13 protein-coding genes and 1 pseudogene are annotated in these 13963 nt (G+C 71.7%); 8 read left to right on the top strand and 6 right to left on the bottom strand.

Annotated elements, in window-relative coordinates:
• The first annotated feature begins 2 nt into the window (after positions 1-2).
• Genes ACFQU4_RS24475 through ACFQU4_RS24455 form a run of 5 tightly spaced genes read left to right on the top strand, consistent with a single transcriptional unit; the run spans position 3 to position 5854 of the window.
• The gene (locus ACFQU4_RS24475) at positions 3-1226 is read left to right on the top strand and encodes an ABC transporter ATP-binding protein (protein ID WP_377496982.1); all 1224 of its coding nucleotides are present in this window, start codon (positions 3-5) and stop codon (positions 1224-1226) included.
• Positions 1223-2275: an ABC transporter ATP-binding protein gene (locus ACFQU4_RS24470; RefSeq protein ID WP_377496980.1), complete on the top strand. Its 1053-nt coding sequence runs from the start codon at positions 1223-1225 to the stop codon at positions 2273-2275. The genes ACFQU4_RS24475 and ACFQU4_RS24470 overlap by 4 nt, the downstream gene beginning before the upstream one ends.
• A gap of 34 nt (positions 2276-2309) precedes the next feature.
• Complete coding sequence (locus ACFQU4_RS24465) at positions 2310-4274, top strand: penicillin-binding transpeptidase domain-containing protein (RefSeq protein WP_377496976.1); 1965 nt, start codon at positions 2310-2312, stop codon at positions 4272-4274.
• Positions 4271-5215, top strand: a complete 945-nt coding sequence (locus tag ACFQU4_RS24460; RefSeq protein WP_377496973.1) for a sugar kinase — start codon at positions 4271-4273, stop codon at positions 5213-5215. The genes ACFQU4_RS24465 and ACFQU4_RS24460 overlap by 4 nt, the downstream gene beginning before the upstream one ends.
• Before the next feature lie 9 nt (positions 5216-5224).
• Positions 5225-5854, top strand: coding sequence for a bifunctional 4-hydroxy-2-oxoglutarate aldolase/2-dehydro-3-deoxy-phosphogluconate aldolase (locus ACFQU4_RS24455; RefSeq protein ID WP_377496971.1), 630 nt, complete (start codon positions 5225-5227; stop codon positions 5852-5854).
• A gap of 639 nt (positions 5855-6493) precedes the next feature.
• Here ACFQU4_RS24455 and ACFQU4_RS24450 read toward each other — a convergent pair.
• Positions 6494-7726: a citrate synthase gene (locus tag ACFQU4_RS24450; RefSeq protein WP_377496969.1), complete on the bottom strand. Its 1233-nt coding sequence runs from the start codon at positions 7724-7726 to the stop codon at positions 6494-6496.
• 90 nt (positions 7727-7816) lie between these two features.
• Here ACFQU4_RS24450 and ACFQU4_RS24445 point away from each other — a divergent pair, with 90 nt between their 5' ends.
• Both ACFQU4_RS24445 and ACFQU4_RS24440 read left to right on the top strand, forming a co-directional pair.
• Positions 7817-8992 (top strand): citrate synthase, encoded by a 1176-nt coding sequence (locus ACFQU4_RS24445; protein ID WP_377496967.1) that lies wholly within the window; start codon positions 7817-7819, stop codon positions 8990-8992.
• A gap of 42 nt (positions 8993-9034) precedes the next feature.
• Complete coding sequence (locus tag ACFQU4_RS24440; RefSeq protein WP_377496965.1) at positions 9035-9808, top strand: enoyl-CoA hydratase-related protein; 774 nt, start codon at positions 9035-9037, stop codon at positions 9806-9808.
• Here the strand turns inward: ACFQU4_RS24440 and ACFQU4_RS24435 are convergent.
• The 5 genes from ACFQU4_RS24435 to ACFQU4_RS24415 form a co-directional block, all read right to left on the bottom strand.
• Entirely contained in the window at positions 9795-10271 is a 477-nt protein-coding gene (locus ACFQU4_RS24435) for a hypothetical protein (protein ID WP_377496963.1), read from the bottom strand. The genes ACFQU4_RS24440 and ACFQU4_RS24435 overlap by 14 nt on opposite strands.
• Before the next feature lie 78 nt (positions 10272-10349).
• Positions 10350-11111 carry a 3-hydroxyacyl-CoA dehydrogenase gene (locus ACFQU4_RS24430; RefSeq protein ID WP_377496961.1) on the bottom strand — a complete coding sequence of 254 codons (762 nt, stop codon included), beginning with the start codon at positions 11109-11111 and terminating at the stop codon, positions 10350-10352.
• Positions 11112-11125: 14 nt separating this feature from the next.
• Complete coding sequence (locus ACFQU4_RS24425; RefSeq protein ID WP_377496959.1) at positions 11126-12319, bottom strand: thiolase family protein; 1194 nt, start codon at positions 12317-12319, stop codon at positions 11126-11128.
• A 58-nt stretch (positions 12320-12377) separates the two neighbouring features.
• A complete protein-coding gene (locus ACFQU4_RS24420) occupies positions 12378-13325 on the bottom strand; it encodes a permease prefix domain 1-containing protein (RefSeq protein WP_377496957.1) in 948 nt (315 codons plus the stop codon).
• Between the two features lies 1 nt (position 13326).
• Positions 13327-13662, bottom strand: coding sequence for a PadR family transcriptional regulator (locus ACFQU4_RS24415; RefSeq protein ID WP_377496955.1), 336 nt, complete (start codon positions 13660-13662; stop codon positions 13327-13329).
• A 162-nt stretch (positions 13663-13824) separates the two neighbouring features.
• Between ACFQU4_RS24415 and ACFQU4_RS24410 the strand changes: the two are divergent.
• Positions 13825-13963 (top strand): annotated as a pseudogene (locus ACFQU4_RS24410) (superoxide dismutase); the annotation flags it as partial.

Raw genomic sequence — 13963 nt, 5'->3', positions numbered from 1 at the left:
TGATGGCTGAGCAAGATCAACCGCTGCTCCGGGTCCGCGGGCTGAAGACGCAGTTCGCCGTCCGGGAGGGCACCGTACGGGCCGTCGACGGCGTCGACCTGACCATCCGGCCCGGCGAGACCCTCTGTGTGGTGGGCGAATCCGGTTGCGGCAAGAGCATCACCGGCCGGTCGATCATGCAGCTCGTCGACGAGCCGGGCCGGATCACCGCCGGCGAGATCTGGTTCCGCAACCGCCCCGGCGTGAAGCTCGGCCCGGAGCCCGGCAGCGGCCTCCGCCGCGCCTGGCGCCGCAACGACCGAAAGCCCGAACGCTCCCTGAGCTTGTCGAAGGGCAAGGGCGATGAACCCCAAGGCCCTTCGACAGGCTCAGGGCACGAAGGGCACGACGGCATGATCGATCTTGCTCCGCTGCCGACCGGCGGCCCGGCGATGCGCGCCATCCGCGGCAAGGAGATCTCGATGATCTTCCAGGAGCCGATGGCCTCGCTCAGCCCGGTGCACACGATCGGCCGGCAGCTGACCGAGATGATCATGCTGCACGAGCGGGTCTCCGCCGCCGACGCCCGGGACCGGGCCATCGACGCGCTGCGCCGGGTCGGCCTGCCCAGCCCGGAGAAGCGGTTCGACGCGTACTCCTTCGAGCTGTCCGGCGGGATGCGGCAGCGGGCCATGATCGCGATGGCGATCGTCTGCGAGCCGCAGCTGTTGATCGCCGACGAGCCGACCACCGCGCTGGACGTGACCACCCAGCGGCAGATCCTGGAGCTGCTGCGCCGGATGCAGGACGAGCTCGGCATGGCGATGATGTTCATCACCCACGACCTCGGCGTGGTTGCAGAGATCGCCGACCGGGTCGCGGTGATGTACCTCGGCATGGTGGTCGAGGAGTGCGACGTCCGGCAGCTGTTCGCCTCGCCGCGGCACCCGTACACCCGGGCCCTGCTGGCGTCCATCCCCGACCTCGAGGCGACCGGACGGCAACGGCTCAGCACCATCCGCGGCACCGTGCCGCACCCGCTGAACCGCCCGGACGGCTGCCCGTTCGTCACCCGGTGCGATCACGCGATCGACGACTGCTCGGCCGGACTGCCGCCCATGATCGACGGCGCCGCCGGAGCGCGACCGCGCGGCGTCCGGTGCGTCCACTACCCCGACGCCGCGGCCGTCGACGACGGGATCGGCCGCGACCTCGATCCGGCCGCGCACGCGGAGGTGGCCTCATGATCACGAAGAACCCGCCGCTGCTCGAGCTCCGGGACGTGTCGATGGAGTTCCCGATCGCCCGCGGCTGGTTCGGCACCAAGGGCCGGATGACCGTCCGGGCCGTCCGCAACGTGTCGCTCAGCATCGGCCAGGGCGAGACGATCGGCCTGGTCGGCGAGTCCGGCAGCGGCAAGACCACCCTCGGCCGCTGCATCCTGCGCGCACACCGGCCGACCGGCGGATCGATCGTCTACCGCACCGAGGACGGCGACGAGGTCGACCTGGTCACCGCGAGCCCGGAACAGCTGCGCAAGCACCGCCGGGACATCCGGATGATCTTCCAGGACCCGAACTCCTCGCTGAACCCGCGGCTCACCGTGGCCCAGATCATCGGCGAGCCGTTGATCACCAACAAGCTCGCCCGCGGCGCCGAACTCAAGGACCGGGTGCTGGAGACGATGCGGCTGGTCGGGCTGCGGCCGGACCAGGCCGAGCGCTACCCGCACGCCTTCTCCGGCGGCGAACGGCAACGGGTCGGGATCGCCCGCGCCTTGATCACCAACCCGCGGCTGGTGGTCTGCGACGAGGCCGTGACCGCGCTCGACGTGTCGATCCGCAGCCAGGTGCTGAACCTGCTCCAGGAGCTGCAGGAGCGGCTCGGGCTGACGTACCTCTTCATCTCGCACGACCTGGCGGTGATCAAGCACCTGTGCGACCGGGTGGCCGTGATGTACGTCGGCGAACTGGTCGAGCAGGCGCCCTCGGAGGAGCTGTTCGCCCGGCCGCGGCACCCGTACACGGAGGCCTTGTTGTCGTCGCTGCCGGTGCCGGACCCGGACCGGCGGCGGGACGAGCGGCCACCGATCAGCGGCGAGATCCCGGACCCGGCCGAGCAGATCCCCGGCTGCGTCTTCCACCCCCGCTGCCCGCACGCCCAGGACCGCTGCGCCCACGACGTGCCCGGCGAACACCACACCGGCCCCGACACCGTCTCCCGCTGCCACTTCGCCGAGGACCTCCAGCTGCTCGGCATCGGCGGCCGGGGAGCTGCCCGTTTCCACGTCCCGTGAGAACCGGGCTTGTGCCGGATGTAAGGATGGGCCGGTGCCGGACCGAAGCTTCGCCCGACTCCGCCTCCTGATCGCCGGAGGACTCGCCTTCGCCTTGGCCGCCTGCACTGCCGGCGGAGGAGGTACGGAACCGCCGCCGCCCGGGGACGATCCGGCGCGGGCGGCCGCCGAACTCGCCGCCGGGCTGCAGTCCGGCGACCTGACCAAGGTCGAGTTCTCCCGGCTGGACGGCGCGACCGTCGACCAGCAGTTCGACGCCCTGGTGGCCGGGCTGCCCGGGACGAAGCGGAGCGTCAAGGTCGGCGAGATCCAGACGAACGGGGACGAGGCGACCGCCGCACTCTCCTACACCTGGGCGTTCCCGGGCGTGAAGGACCGCTGGGTCTACGACGCGACGGCGCGGCTGGTCGTCGAGAACGGCCGCTGGCGGACCACCTGGGCGCCGGATGTCGTGCAGCCCAACCTGGACGGGACCAACCGGCTGACCGGCCGGCGGCTGGACCCGGTCCGTGGCGAGCTGATCGGCGCCGACGGCGAAACGATCATGAACCTGCGGCCGGTGATCCGGATCGGCATCGACAAGCAGAAGGCCGGCAAGGACGCGGCGAAGTCGGCCGAGCGGCTGGCGAAGCTGGTCAAGATCGACTCCGCGGCCTACGTCAAGGAGGTCGAGCAGGCCGGCAAGCAGGCGTTCGTCGAGGCGATCGTGCTCCGCGAGGAGGACAAGGAACGGCCGAGCAACGACTCCGTCCTCAAGATCACCGGCGCCCGGGCGATCAGCGCCGACCGGGTGCTCGGACCCAGCCGTACCTTCGCGCGCGCCCTGGTCGGCACGGTCGGCGAGGCCACCAAGGAGATCGTCGACAAGTCCGAGGGCCAGGTCGTCGCCGGCGACCAGGTCGGGATCTCCGGCCTGCAGCGGCGGTACGACGAGCAGCTGCGCGGGCTGCCCGGCATCGAGGTCAAGCTGATCCCGGCCGCGACGCAGCCGAGCGGTTCGCCCAGCCCGAGCGCCTCCCCCACCTCGTACCCGACCGGGCCGGAGACCACGAAGCCGATCTTCTCCGCGAAGCCGGTCCGCGGCGTCGACCTGACGATCACCCTCGACGTGGCCCTGCAGCAACTGGCCGAGAAGACGCTCAGCGACGTCAAGCCCGATGCCGCGATCGCCGTGCTGCGCAAGTCCGACGGCGCGCTGCTGGCCGCGGCCACCGGACCGAGCTCGGAGGGCGAACCGATCCCGAACTTCGGGCAGTATCCGCCCGGCTCGACGTTCAAGGTGATCACCGCGCTGGCCCTGCTGCGGTCCGGGCTCAAGCCGGACAGCATGATCGAATGCCCGGCGACGATCACCGTCGACGGCCGCCGCTTCACCAACTACAGCGACTATCCGAGCGGTTCGATCGGCCGGATCCCGCTGTCCGAGGCGTTCGCCCAGTCCTGCAACACCGCCTTCATCGGCCAGTTGTCCAAGATCAAGGACTCCGGGCTGGCCGAGGCGGCCGCCTCGCTCGGGTTCGGTGTCGATCACGACTCCGGCTTCCCGTCCTTCTACGGCAAGCTCGGCGAGCCGAAGCTGGAGACCGAGCGGGCGGCGACCCTGATCGGCCAGGGCCAGGTGCTCGCGTCCCCGATGGCGATGGCCGCGGTCGCCGCGTCGGTGTCGGGCGGCGGCACGCGGCTGCCGTACCTGATCAAGGACCAGGTGCCGGAGCAGAAGGGCAAGGCGCTGACCAAGGCCGAGGCATCCCAGCTCCGGGCGCTGATGCGCGGCGTGGTGACGTCGGGGCCGGGCCGGTTCCTGAACGACCTGGACGGGCCGGACGTGATCGCCAAGACCGGCACCGCCGAGTACGGTTCGGACACGCCGCTGAAGACGCACGCCTGGATGATCGCGGCCCAGGGCGACCTGGCCGTCGCCGTGTTCGTCGCGGACGGGAAGTCCGGGTCGTCGGTCGCCGGTCCGTTGCTGGAGGAATTCCTGAAGGGAGTGGGATGACCGTCTCCGAGGTCGTCACGTTCGGCGAACCGATGGCGCTGCTGCTGGCCGAGCGGGACCTGCCGCTCGATGCCGCCACCGGCTTCGCCTGGTCGATCGCCGGCGCCGAGAGCAACCTGGCCATCGGCCTGGCCCGGCTCGGCCACTCCGTGGCGTACGCGGGGCGGGTCGGCGACGACGTGTTCGGTGCCCGAATCCGGCGCGAGCTGCGGGCCGAGGGGATCGACGTCACCGGGCTGATCACCGATCCCGAGCTGCCGACCGGGCTGCTGATCCGGGACTCCCCCGTCGACCGGCCGATCACCGTGCACTACCGCCGGTCCGGCAGTGCCTCGACCGGGTACGGCGTCGATGATCTTCCAGGCACGGCGATCCGGTCGGCCCGGCTGCTGCACCTGACCGGGATCACCGCCGCGCTGTCCGAATCGTCCTTCCAGGCCTGCAAGACCGCGATGATCATGGCCCGCGAGGCCGGCGTGGCGGTCAGCTTCGACCCCAACCTCCGGCTCCGGCTGGCCGGGCCGGACGAGTGGGCCCGGATCGTCGACGAGCTCGCCCGGCACGCCGACCTGATCTTCGTCGGCGCCGACGAGGCGACCATGATCACCGGCGGCGCGCCGACCGAGAAGTGGTTCTTCGAACGCGGCGCCGGCACCGTCGTGATCAAGGACGGCGGCAACGGCGCGGTCGAGCACACCCCCGACAGCAGCACCGCGGTCGGCGTGCGGCGGGTGCCGCTGGTCGACCCGGTCGGCGCCGGCGACGCATTCAACACCGGCTGGCTGTCGGCCTGGCTGCGCGGGCTGCCAGTGGACCGCCGACTGGCCGAGGGTGCCGCTGTGGCATCGTTGGTGGTCGCCACTCACGGCGACGCGACCGGACTGCCGGACGCGGCCACCCGGGACCGGGTGCTCGCCGAAGGCGCCGACATCGACCGATAGGAGTTGATCATGACCTCCGGCTCGGCAGCCGTCCGCGCGGCGGTGATCGACAGTGCCGTGATCGGCATCGTCCGGACCAGCGACGCCGACGACGCGATCGTCAAGGCCCGCCAGATCTGGGACGCCGGCGTCGGCGTCGTCGAGGTCGCCCTGACCACCCCCGGCGGACTGCGCGCCATCGAGACGCTGTCCGCCGAGGCCGGCGACGGCCGGATCATGGGCGCCGGCACCGTGCTGGACGCGGCCACCGCCCGCGCCGCCGTGCTCGCCGGAGCCCAGCTGCTCGTCACGCCGACCCTGGCGCCGGAGGTGATCGAGGTCGGCCTCCGCTACGACGTGCTGACCGCGATCGGCTGCGCCACCCCGACCGAGATGCTGCAGGCCAAGACCCTCGGCGCGGATCTGATCAAGGTCTTCCCGGCCAGCCGCTGGTCCCCCGGTTCCCTCAAGGACGTGCTGGCCGCGCTGCCCCAACTGGACTGCGTGCCGACCGGCGGCATCGCCCCGGACACCGCCGCCGACTGGATCGCGGCCGGAGCGGTCGCCGTCGGCCTCGGCTCCGCCCTGACCAAGGGCCCGGACCCGGCCGCCTCCGTCGCCGAGCTGCTCGCCGCGATCCGTACCGTCCGGAACTCCTGAGCCACCGTCCCCTGAGCCCGTCGAAGGGCAGATCCACCACACCGTGCCCTGAGCCTGTTGAAGCCAGGCCCACCCACACCGTGCCCTGAGCCTGTCGAAGGGCCAGACCCAATCCGCATCGTGCTCTGAGCCCGCCGAAACGCCAGACCCAATCCGCATCGTGCTCTGAGCCCGCCGAAACGCCAGACCCAATCCGCATCGTGCTCTGAGCCCGCCGAAACGCCAGACCCAATCCGCATCGTGCTCTGAGCCCGTCGAAGGGCCAAGCCCGATCTGCAGCGCACCCCAGCCCGTCGATGGGCCAGGCCCGATCCCGCCCTTCCCCTCGCTCAGCCCCATCCACCGACTGGGCACCTCCGCAGCGACACGCCGCCGAATCGGCTGCTTTTGTGCCCGGTCGGCGGACTTTGGTTGGGGTCAGGGCCGATGTAGTCGAAGGCCAGGCCCGATCCGCATCGCGCCCCGAGCCCGTCGAAGGGCAGACCTACCCGCACCGTGCCTGAGCCCGTCGAAGGGCAGACCCATCCGCATCGTGCCCTTCCGCCCAACTCACCCCATCCACCGACTGGGCACCTCCGCAGCGACACGCCGCAGAAACGGCTGCTTTTGTGCCCGGTCGGCGGGCTTTGGTTGGGGCGGTCAGGGGCCGATGTAGCGGCCGGTCGGGCGGAGGCGGAGCGGCGGGCGTTGGTACTCGTCCAGGGCGTGCGCGATCCAGCCGCCGATCCGGGCGCAGGCGAAGATCACCTCGCCGGCCTCGGCCGCCATTCCGAAGGCCAGCACCAGCGTGGCGAGCGCGAAGTCGACGTTGGGTGACTGGCCGGTGCGGCGGGTCACCTCGTCCGCGACCGAGCCGGCCAGTTCCAGGGTCCTCGCGGTCCCGGGCACGCCGGCCAGCCGGTCCAGCAGCACCGTGGCCCGCGCGTCCTGACCGGCGTACAGGCGATGTCCGAACCCGGGGATGCCGGTCCGTCCGCGCAGCGTCTCGGCCAGCGCCCGGTCGACCGAGGTGCCGGCCTGGATCGCCGCCAGCAGCCGGTGGGCGTCGACGCTCGCGGTGCCGTGCAGCGCCGAGTCCAGGGCGGCCAGACCGGCCGACACCACGCCGTACGGATCCGCGCGGGCCGACGCCGCAGCCCGGGCGGCCAGCGTCGACACCGCAAGATCATGGTCGAACAACGCGACCAGGGCCGCGTTCAGGGCGGCCACCCGGGGACCGGTCGGCCGCCGCGCCGTGAGCTTCGGCCAGAGCTCCGCCGCCAGCCTGCGCCGGGGACGAGGCTCGGCGGCGCCGGAGCGCTCGGCCTGGTCGGGCAGGACCGCGATGAGGCCGGCCAGCAACGCACCGGCAGCTCTGATCACCCGGCCCGGTGACAACTCGCTGCGGAGCGGATCGGCCTGACCGAACACCCGGGCCGCGACCATGATCAGATCGATCGGCCGGGTTTCCGCCGGCATCGCGGCCAGCACCGTCCGGGCGGTCGCGACCGCCGCCTCGTCGGCCCGGAACAGCCCGGCACCGGGCGAGGCGGCTTCGGCCTGCCAGAGCCGGCTCGCCACCTCCTCGTACGGCAGCTCGGTCAGCCCGGCGATGTCCTGGCCGCGCAGGTAGAGCCGGCCGTCCTCGATCAGCGCGAGATCGGTGTCCAAGATCATCAGCGGAGTCCCGGCCGGGCTGGCCCGGCGGATCGCGGCCGGGTCGCGGCGCCGTTCGGTGGCCAGCCGCTCCACCTCCAGCGGGTCGAAGGTCGAGCCGTCGCTGTCCCGGTGCCGGGTGATCCGGCCGCGGGAGACGTACGCGTACAAGGTCTCCAGCCGGATCCCCAGCCGGGCCGCCGCCTCGGCGCTGGTCAGCCGCGGAAGTTCGGTCACCGCTCGCACCCCTCAGGTTGATTTGATCAACGTTGACTGAGTCAGCAATCAAGTTGACAGTGAGCATAGTCAAGACGAAGGGGAACCGACATGCCGCGCATGATCATCGACCGGATGGACGACACACCGATCGACGTCCCGCCCGGGCTGACCAATGTCGTCGTCACCGAGACCGCGCTCGGCGAGGTGCGCGGCAGGGAGGGCTTCTACCACTACCGGCAGTACTCCGCGGTCGACCTGGCCCGGGAGGCCAGCCTCGAGGAGGTCTGGCACCTGCTGCTGCTCGGCCGGTTGCCGAACGCCGCCGACCTGGCCGGCTTCGCCGAACGCACGGCCGCCGCCCGCGAGCTCCCGGCGCCGGTCGCCGCACTGCTGCCGCCGGCCGTCGCCTCCGGCGCCGACCCGATGGCGGTGCTGCGCACCCTGCTCAGCGGGTACGGTGCCGCGGCCGGACTCGCGCCGCTCTACGACCAGTCCGCCGACGAACGCCTCGACGCGGCGCTCCGGGTCGGCGCCGCGACACCCGGCCTGATCGCCGCCGCGCACCGGTTGCGGCAGGGGCTGGAGCCGGTCCCGCCGCGGCCCGAGCTCGGCTTCGCCGCCGACTACCTGTACCGGCTGACCGGCGTCGAGCCGACGCCGGACCAGGTGGCCGGCCTGAGTGCGTACCTGATCGCCGCGATCGACCACGGCTTCAACGCTTCGACCTTCACCGCCCGGGTGATCGCCTCCACCGGTGCCGACCTGGCCGCCTGTGTCACGGGCGCGGTCGGTGCGTTGTCCGGCCCACTGCACGGCGGCGCGCCGGGCCGGGTGCTGGCCGCGCTGGACGAGATCGGCACCCCGGACCGGATCGAGCCCTGGGTCCGGGACAAGATCAACTCCGGCGGCCGGATCATGGGCTTCGGCCATCCCGTCTACCGCACCGAGGATCCGCGGTCGGCGATGCTGAAGGAGCTCGTCCGCGGGTACGGCACGCCGCGGGCCGCCTTCGCCCTCGAGACGGAACAGACGGTGATCGACCTGCTCGCCGAGCTGAAGCCGGGCCGCGCGCTGAACACCAACATCGAGTTCTATGCCGCCGTGGTGATGGAGCACTGCGGCATCCCGGCCGAACTGTTCACGCCGACCTTCGCCGTCGCCCGGGTGATCGGCTGGACCGCCCACATCCTCGAGCAGGCACAGGATCCCAAGATCATCCGGCCGTCGTCGCGGTACGTCGGGGCTACCCCGCCGGAGCCCGTACCGCCGCTGTCCGGGCGCTGATCCGTGGCAGGATCGGCGGATACCCCTGACGAGGAGCCGCCGATGACTGCCGAACCGCCCGTCCTGGTCGCCACCGCCGGCCAGGTCACCGCGATCACCCTGAACCGGCCGGACCGGCTGAACGCGCTGACCCAGGAATCGACCCGGCTGCTCGCCGACGCCCTCGAGGCGGCCGCGGCCGACGAAGCCGTCCGGGTCATCACGATCACCGGCGCCGGCCGCGGCTTCTGCGCCGGGGCCGACCTGGCGGGCGGCATCGAGGGTGCGGGCGGCGACCTGATCGACGTGCTGAACCGGATCGCGACCGCCATCTGCTCGGCGCCGAAGCCGGTCGTCGCGCTGCTGAACGGGCCCGCGGTCGGCGCCGGGGCGTCCCTGGTGCTGGCCTGCGACCTGGTCGTGGCGCAGCAGGACGCGTACCTGAAGCCGGGGTTCGAGGCGATCGGGCTGATGCCGGACGGCGGCGGCACCGCCTTCTGGACCGCGGCCCTCGGCCGGGCCGCCGCGCTGCGGGTGCTGCTGCTCGGCGATCCGGTACCGGCCGCCGAGGCGCAGCGGCTCGGTCTGGTGGACCAGGTGCACGGCCCGGAGGAGTTCGCCGCGGCCTGCGCCAGGACGGTGGAACGGCTGGCCGGCGGGCCGACCAGGGCCTACGCGGCGACGAAGGCGGCGGTCAACGCCGTCGCGCTGCCCGGACTGGCCGACACGCTGGCCTTCGAGCGGGCCCGCCAGGTCGAACTGCTCGGTGGCGCCGACTTCGCCGAGGGCCTGGCCGCGTTCGCGGAGAAGCGGCCGCCGCGGTTCACCGGTCGCTGACGATTCGGGCGTGCGCGGTGCCCGGCAGCCGGAGGAACGACGCCGCGGTCAGCGAGACGACCGCGACCAGCCCGGCCGCCGAGATCGCCAGGTGCAGCCAGTTCCCCTGACCCAGCAGCAGGGCGCCCAGGGCCAGCGTCAGCGCCAGCACCAGGCAGACCGCCACGAGCAGCACCGGCCGCTGGATCCGGCGGCCCGCGGGAAGGATTGCCAGTACGGCGATCGCGACCGGGACCAGTCCGAACGCCGCGTTGCCGAGCTGGGCGAGGGTGGGGTCGGAGATGCCGGCGTACGCCTCCGGCGAGACCGTCGAGCCGACCATGCCGATCCGGCCCTGGCCGGCCAGATAGACCTTCTCGATCACGTACAGCAGCCAGTGACCGGCCGTCGCCAGCCCGGCGACCCGGACCAGCCGGCGGACTCTCGTCGCCGTGGCGTCGGCGCGGACCTCAGACGTCGTCATGACCGCAAGCCTTCCGTTCACCGGCCGGACGGGGATCCGATGGCCGGGTGATCCGGCCTCCCCGGCGCGGGTGACCGGTCAGTGCGGCGCCATCCGGATCGCGCCGTCGAGGCGGATCACCTCGCCGTTGATCATGGGGTTGGCGACGATGTGGGCGGCCAGCGCGCCGTATTCGGACGGGTCGCCGAGCCGGGACGGGTGCGGCACCTGAGCCGCGAGCGAGGCCCGTACCTCCTCGGTCATGCTGGCCATCATCGGGGTGTCGAAGATGCCCGGTGCGATCGTGACGACCCGGATCAGCAGCGGCGCGAGGTCGCGCGCGATCGGCAGCGTCATGGCGGCCACGCCGCCCTTCGACGCGGAGTACGCCGCCTGGCCGACCTGGCCGTCAAAGGCCGCGACCGAGGCGGTGTTGATGATCACGCCGCGCTCCTCGCCGAGCGGCTCGGTGGCCGCGATCCGCTCCGCGGCCAACCGGGTGACATTGAAGGTGCCGATCAGGTTGACGTTGATCGCCCGCTGGAACTCCTCCAGCGGGAACGGTCCGCGCTTGCCCACAGTCCTTGCAGCGTTGACGATTCCGGCGCAGTTGACCAGCACCCGAAGATCACCGACTGTTCCGGCCAGGTCGAGCGCGGCCGACACCGAGTCGGGATCGGTCACGTCGCCCGCCGCGAACCGTGCCTCCTCGCCGAGCTCACCGGCGACCCGTTCGCCGGGCGACGACGGCAGGTCGAAGATCACGATCTTGGCGCCCGCCGCCTGCAGGGCTCGCGCCGTCGCGAGACCGAGCCCGGACGCGCCACCCGTCACCAGCGCCACCTGACCGGCAAGGTTCATGATCGTTTCCTCTCTCAGAGCCGCTCGATGATCATGGCGTTCGCCATGCCGCCACCCTCGCACATCGTCTGCAGACCGTACCGGCCGCCAGTTGCCTCGAGGTGGTTGACCAGGGTGGCCAGCAGCTTGGTGCCGGACGCGCCCAGCGGGTGCCCGAGGGCGATCGCGCCGCCGCACGGGTTGAGGCGCTCCGGGTCGGCGTCCAGGTCGGCGGCCCAGGCCAGCGGCACCGGCGCGAACGCCTCGTTGACCTCGTACGCGTCGATCCGGTCCAGTGACAGCCCGGTCTTCTCGAGGATCCGGCGGGTGGCCGGGATCGGGCCGGTCAGCATCATGATCGGGTCGTCGCCGACCACGGCGAATCCGGCGAACCGGGCCCGCGGCCGCAGGCCGAGCTCGGTCGCCCGGCGCTCGGACATGATCAACGCCGCCGAAGCGCCGTCGGTCAGTGGCGACGAGTTGCCGGGCGTGATCAGCCAGGGCAGCCCGCCGAACCTGGCGTCGGTGGCCTCGTCGTAGAAGGACGGCTTCAGGCCGGCCAGTCCCTCGGCCGTGGTGGCCGGCCGGATCGTCTCGTCCGCCGTGTGGGCGTGCTCGGGGCCGTCCTCCGCGGTGATCAGCACCGGGACCAGCTCGTGGTCGAACCGGCCTGTCGCCGCGGCGGCCGCGGCCCGCCGGTGCGATTCGGCGGCATAGCCGTCGACCGCGTCCCGGTCGAAGCCCCACCGGGCCGCGATCAACTCGGCCGAGATGCCCTGCGGCACCAGACCGGGCGCGAACCGCTCGGCGACCTTGGGCCCGAACGGATCGCGGCCGCCGACCGGCGAGCCCATCGGCACCCGGCTCATCGACTCCACGCCGCAGGCGATCACGATGTCGTACCCGCCGGCGATCACGCCCTGGGCGGCGAAGTGGGCCGCCTGCTGGCTGGAGCCGCACTGGCGGTCGATGGTGACCCCGGGCACGGTGATCGGGAAGCCCGCCGCGAGCGCGGCGTTGCGGGCCAGGTTGAACGTCTGCTCGCCCGCCTGGGACACGCAGCCGGCGATCACGTCGTCGACCTGGGCCGGGTCGAGCCCGTTCCGTTCGACGAGCTTGGCCAGCACTCCGGCCAGTAGATCCACCGGATGTACTCCGGACAGCGCCCCGCCGGGTTTGCCTCGCCCGGAGCCGGTCCGGATCACGTCGACGATCACCGCGTCATGCATACGATCCCTCCCACCGATTGTCCCCGTCACAGTAACCCGTCCCGTCGTCGCGGGAGGGTCAGCCGCGTCGCTGGCGTACCGTCTTGATCACACCGTCGGCGATGTCCCAGACGGCGACGAGCACGAAGCCGGCGGTGACCACTCCGGTGACGACCTGGCGCAGCCCGGCCGGGTCGCCCGCCGCGACGGCGTCGAAGAAGGCGTTGTTGAACAGGACACCGGTCGAGGCCAGGAACAGGCCGAGCGCCGCGGCGGCGATGGCCAGGACCGCGTTGATCACGGCCAGCATCGGAGTCCACCACCGATTGCGGTACAGCGCGATCGCGAAGATCGTCTCGGCGGCCAGGATCGCCAGCAGGACACCGATCCAGGCCGGCCACAACGCCGGGTTCAGCACCGGCACTCCCAGCCCGTCGACCTGCACGAACCCGACGAAGCGATCCCAGAGGACCGCCCCGACCATGACCACCAGGAAGATCAGCGTGGCCACCAGGTCGGTCCGGGCGACGGCACCTTCGGGCCGGACGTCCGGCAACTGTTCCACGGTCCACGGAGCCGACGGCGAGCGAACCCCGGAGCGTTCCAAGATCACGAAGATCAGGGTCGTCCAGAACGCCACGTGGACGCCGACCGTCAGCATCGAGGTCACCGTCGCCCCGATGATCTCGCCGCCGGTCGCTCCGGTCGCAGCCCGAGCGATGATGCCGACCACGGCGACGGGCAGCACGACCCAGAGCAGCAGCTTGAGCAGCCGCAGCCAGTCCGGGTACAGCTCGGGACCGATCAGGTAGTTCCGGCGCTCGGCGTAGCCGGCGGCGAGCCGGTCCGGATCGCCCATCGCCGTCAGGACGGCGTGCTCGGCCGTCGCGGGATCTTCCCCGTTCTCGGTCCGCGCCTCGATCGCGTCGGCGATCGAGGCCTGCAACTCGGCCCGCAGGTCGGCACGGTTGCCTTCAGGTACGGTGCGCGTCGCCGCGACGAGGTAACGCTCGGTGTAGCTGGCCATGTCAGTGCTCCTGGGTCAAGGATTCGATGGCGGACGTGAGGGACCGCCAGTCGGCGATGAGGGCCTCGGCCAGGCTGCTGCCGGCCGGGCTGGTGCGGTAGAACTTGCGCGGGCGCGCCTCATCGGTGTTCCACTCGCTCGCGAGATAGCCCTGCTTCTCCAGCCGCCGGAGCAGTGGATAGAGGGTGTTGGCATCGACCGCGAAGCCGTGCCGGCCGAGGTCCTCGAGCAGGCCGTAGCCGTACCCGGGTCGGCGCAGCAGCTGCAGACTCGCCAGCACGACCGTGCCGCGACGCAACTCCTGCAGGTGCATCGTCAACGCTTCGTCTTCGCTCATACCCACACAATACTGTGTGACACACACTAAGACAAGACGCACATCAACGGACGTCGCGCACTTCTGTGTCGGACCCCGGTCGGGCACGGGTCCTTGACCTCAAGCGGAGTTCAGGTTGCAGAGTGGAGTTCGTACTTCGACGATCACGAAAGGACCCCTGCAGTGCCTGCCTACGAGCTTCCTGATCTTCCCTATGACTACGCCGCGCTGGAACCCCACATCTCCGGCACGATCATGGAACTCCACCACGACAAACACCACGCCACCTACGTCAAGGGCGTCAACACCGCCCTCGACCAAC

It is taken from the genome of Microlunatus sp. GCM10028923, assembly GCF_042666975.1.
Taxonomy (GTDB): Bacteria; Actinomycetota; Actinomycetes; order Propionibacteriales; family Propionibacteriaceae; genus Microlunatus.
Note: the sequence above shows the minus strand (reverse complement) of the source record. Positions and strands in the feature narration are given on the sequence as shown.